The sequence below is a fragment of the Sphaerobacter sp. genome (assembly GCF_019683595.1).
Lineage (GTDB): Bacteria > Chloroflexota > Chloroflexia > Thermomicrobiales > Thermomicrobiaceae > Sphaerobacter.
Genome location: NZ_JADGHZ010000248.1, coordinates 1 through 3,992, shown reverse-complemented (window position 1 = coordinate 3,992; position 3,992 = coordinate 1). Strand labels below are relative to the sequence as shown.

At 68.5% G+C, this 3,992-nt stretch carries 4 protein-coding genes; 1 reads left to right on the top strand and 3 read right to left on the bottom strand.

What is annotated here, in order from left to right:
- Nucleotides 1-594: 594 nt before the first annotated feature.
- The 3 genes from IRZ30_RS16090 to IRZ30_RS16080 all read right to left on the bottom strand — a co-directional run bounded on the left by IRZ30_RS16090 (nt 595) and on the right by IRZ30_RS16080 (nt 3,037).
- A complete protein-coding gene (locus tag IRZ30_RS16090; protein WP_294086608.1) occupies nt 595-1,974 on the bottom strand; it encodes an ABC transporter substrate-binding protein in 1,380 nt (459 codons plus the stop codon).
- A gap of 156 nt (nt 1,975-2,130) precedes the next feature.
- The gene (locus IRZ30_RS16085; RefSeq protein WP_294086607.1) at nt 2,131-2,535 is read right to left on the bottom strand and encodes a DoxX family protein; all 405 of its coding nucleotides are present in this window, start codon (nt 2,533-2,535) and stop codon (nt 2,131-2,133) included.
- A 346-nt stretch (nt 2,536-2,881) separates the two neighbouring features.
- Nucleotides 2,882-3,037 carry a hypothetical protein gene (locus tag IRZ30_RS16080; RefSeq protein ID WP_294086606.1) on the bottom strand — a complete coding sequence of 52 codons (156 nt, stop codon included), beginning with the start codon at nt 3,035-3,037 and terminating at the stop codon, nt 2,882-2,884.
- Between IRZ30_RS16080 and IRZ30_RS16075 the strand changes: the two genes are divergently transcribed.
- Complete coding sequence (locus IRZ30_RS16075) at nt 3,032-3,676, top strand: hypothetical protein (RefSeq protein ID WP_294086605.1); 645 nt, start codon at nt 3,032-3,034, stop codon at nt 3,674-3,676. The genes IRZ30_RS16080 and IRZ30_RS16075 overlap by 6 nt on opposite strands.
- Nucleotides 3,677-3,992: the final 316 nt, after the last annotated feature.

Here is a 3,992-nt window from a genome sequence, read left to right as displayed (position 1 = left end):
TGGAAGCGCCAATCCGGCCGCATCCCCGCCACCACCCGCTAGGCCGCCGCCCCGCCCACCATGCCGCTGACAAGGGGCGGTACGAGGAACCCAACGTCTGGTTTGAATCCGGGCTTCATGGAGTTTGACGAATTATGTGGGCGTACGCACTCGGCCCGTGCCCGGGGCTAAAGCCGCCGGGTTAAGCATGTGTGCGCCCACTGAAGGGGCTGCGATGGCCACGTGCCGGCGGAGCCGATCGGGCCACCCACCGGACATCGCCTCCCCAGCCCCTTCAGTGGGCTTCGCCTCCCAGCCCGGCGGCTTTAGCCCCGGACACACGCCACGGCGCGGAGATCCTCACACCATCCCTCTTGGGCATGCATGCGCCTCATCTAGGTGTCCAGACCTGTGGCATACCACAGCGGCGGCCTGAGCCGCCGCACTCCACGTTGAGGCGCGTTCGGCTGGCCGGGCGGCTTGACACGGGAGCCTTCCGCGTGCGTGCGTGTCGCAGGTCGCGGCCGCTGCGCGGCGCAGGAAAAAGGGCTTGCGGTGTTCACCGCAAGCCCTGCTTGGGAGTGTGGGGCCGCTGCAATCGGTCAGCTTGCGCGGTTACTGGGACAGGTCGATCTCACGCGTTTCCTGAACGACGATGGCGTTGCCCTGCACGCGCCAGACCTCGATCGCGCCCTTGAGCACATCGCCGTGGTCATCGAAGTCGGCCGGGCTGGCTGCTCCCTCGTAGTTGATGTCGGTACCGGCCGCGATCAGCTCGAGCGCTCGCGCCCAGCCGTCGGGACCCGGCGTGACCGTCTCGCCCGGCGGGTTGGCGATCTCGCGGATCGCGTCACGGATCGCCGTCGGGTCGGTGCTGCCGGCCTTCTGCGCCGCCAGCGCGATCACGTACACGGCATCGTAGCTCTCGCGGAGGAAGGGAAGCTCCGGCCGGCGGCCATAGGCCTGTTCGTAGCGAGCGTCGAACGACTTACCCTCATCGGTGTCGAGCGCGCCGGGAGCGGTGCCCCACATGCCCTGGAAGACATCCCAGCCGAGGTCGGCGAACTGCTCCTCGGACTTGGTGCCGTCGACGAACAGGAAGTTCTTCACCAGGCCCTGCTCTACCGCCTCGCGCAGGTAGACGCGCGCGCTCTCCGGGTAGCTAATGGCCGCCAGGACGTCCGGGTTGCCCTCGGTGCAAGTAGCCAGCTCCGAGGCGTAGCTCGCCTGCTCCTGCTCGTGCGGCACCTGGGCCAAGACCTTCCCACCGAGCCGCTCGAACTCACGGGAGAAGACCTCGGAGAGGCCCTGGCCGTAGGCGTTGTTCGTGTACATGGTGCAGGCGGTCTTGAAGCCCTGCTCCTGGGCGAGCTGTGCAAGGACGACACCTTGCGCCGCGTCCGAGATGGTGGTGCGGAACAGGAAGTCGTTGTCGTTGGCGTCGGTCAGCGCGGGCGACGTCGACGCCGGGGAGATCTGCACGATCCCGGACGGCCCGGTGACCGACTCCGCAATTGGGAGGGTCACGCCGCTAGCGGCGGCGCCGATGATGGCGCTCACCCGCTCGACCTCGACCAGGCGGCGCGCCTCTTCGACGCCCTGCTGCGGCGACGTGCCGTCATCGGCGCGCACCAGTTCGACCGGCTGGCCGAGCACACCGCCGGCGGAGTTGATCTCCTCGACGGCAAGCATCGCAGCGTTCCAGAACGCGGGGCCGAAGTCGGAGAGGTCACCGGTGAACGGCGCCAGCATACCGATCTTCAGGGCTTCCCCAGAAGCGGTCGGGGTACTCGAACTCCCGCTCCCGGCCGGTGACGCCGCAGGCGATCCAGACGGCGCCGTCGTAGCCGTCTGGCTGGCTCCACTGCTCGTAGTCGACGTCTCGGCCGCAGTCGTGGCCGTGCTCTCGCTGCTCCCACCGCAGGCTGCCAGGAGCGGCAGCAGCAGCGTGACAGCGACGAGCAGCGCAAGCGGCCAGGGGATACGTCTCGACATGCGATCACTCCTCCTCGCGATCGACGGTCCCCACACTACACTGTCGGTGCGAATCCGTGCGCATAGTATGTCAGGGATGGCCTCGATTGGCAATCCGGGTATGGCTTCCCTTTTGAGGTTGTCGCGGCGGAAACGTCACCCAATCCCCCATTCTTGTCATCTTCGCCGTGATGATGAGCAAGCGGTGTCATGCCGGTCGCCACTCAAGGCAACGAAGAGCAACCCACCAATCATCGACAGATTCTTCAAGAAATGGATGCGCTGCCCCTTGCGCTGCTGCGGATCGTTCACCTGCCAGAAGGGGTGGCCGGCGAGCGTGGTCGGCACCATCAACGCCACCAGCGTCAACGCGGCCGCCCGCGGACGGATGCCGAGCAGCAGCATCGCACCGGACGCGACCATGAGGGAACCGTTGGCCCGCACCGCGAGGTCCGGTCGCGGGATACCGAGCGCGGCTACCACCTTAACGCGCCCGCCTGGTTCCCGTGCGGCATCCCAACCGAGCACGATGAAGGCGAGACTCAGCAAGGTGCGAGCAAAGACATGGACCGCAGAGCGCATATACACCTCCCCCAATACGTGGAGACGTACCACGTGCCGCCATTCGGCGCCGCGGGCTGCTGCAAGACAGACGCCATGACATCGGCCGGGAACATCAACGCACAGCCACCCGGCGCTGCGTGGGCACTTTGCTGTGGTTAGGGTCCGTGACGGGTCCGGGAGGATCCTCGCACCGTGGTCTGTGCCTGGGGCTAATGGAGTTTCACAACTTGACCGGGCAACAGACCGACGTCGCGCAACAGGACCTCCGAACCGTCCGCGAACTGATCCAGGAAGGCTGCCACCTGTCCCGTGAGCTGGCGCCCCTGCGCCGCCAGCCGATGGTCACCACCACGTCCCGCGTGACTCAGCACCACCGCGTCTCGATCGGGTGGGTCCAGGGTGCATCGGTCGGCAGCCACACGATCTCGAAGCCCAGCGCGGCCACCGCGAGCTGCTGGTCTTCGACCCCACCCCCGATCGGGACGAGGCCACGCTGCTGGTGCTCGGCCTGGGCGTGCATCGTCGCGTCCTGCCCCTGGCCTGGCACATCGTCCCCGGGCAGACGGTCTGGGCCCATCCCACCGCGGCCTATCTGGCCCGGCTCTGCCAGCGCGTGGCCGCCGTACTGCCGCCCGGAGTCACCGTGACCCTCGTCGTCGATCGCGGCTTGGCCAGCGCCGTCGTCATCGACTGTTGCCAGCGCCTGGGCTGGCACTGGCTGATGCGCCGGAACTTGGATGCCCGCCAGGGGGTGCGCATCCGGCTCCCCGACGGCACGGTCTGTCCAGCCTGGGCCTACGTGCCGGGGCCCGGGCGGCGCTGGGCCGGTCCGGTGGCGGCGTTCCAGACCCAGGGCTGGTATGCCGCCCAGCTCACTATCATCTGGCCCGTCCGCTATCGCGAACCCTGGGTGCTGCTCTCCGACCGTCCGGCCGGCCCTGCCCGCGTCCGGGAGTATCGGCGTCGCCATCAGGTCGAGGCCGTCGAGCAGGACTGCAAGACGCGCGGCAGGAACCTGGAGGCGAGCAAGCTGACCGCGCGCAACCGGCTCAACCGCCTGCTGCTGGCGCTGTTTCTGGTCCTGTGGTGGACGCACCCGCTCGGGCAGCAAGTGGTGCGACGGGGCGAGCGGCGGCGCTTCGACCGGGCCGACCGGTGAGATTGCAGCTTAGTGCGCCTGGGCCGCTGCTGGATGGCCTGGCGGCTGGACCACGCGCGGCTGCCGCCCCTCCCCTTCCGCGACCACCAGCAGCAGTGGATCTGTCGCTGGCGCTACTGAAACTGTCCGGGAGAGAAGGGTTCACCCCCGGCGCGCACCGCGACGCGGGGATGGGCGAGGACGCGCGTTGCCTTTTCCTGCCTCCAGCCGGCTCCTCGTCGGTACGACGCGTCGGGGCGCCGGGAGCCGGTCGGGGCGGGCTAGTCGGTCGTGGTCGGGAGGCCGGCGGCGTGCCAGGCGGTCATGCCGCCTTCGA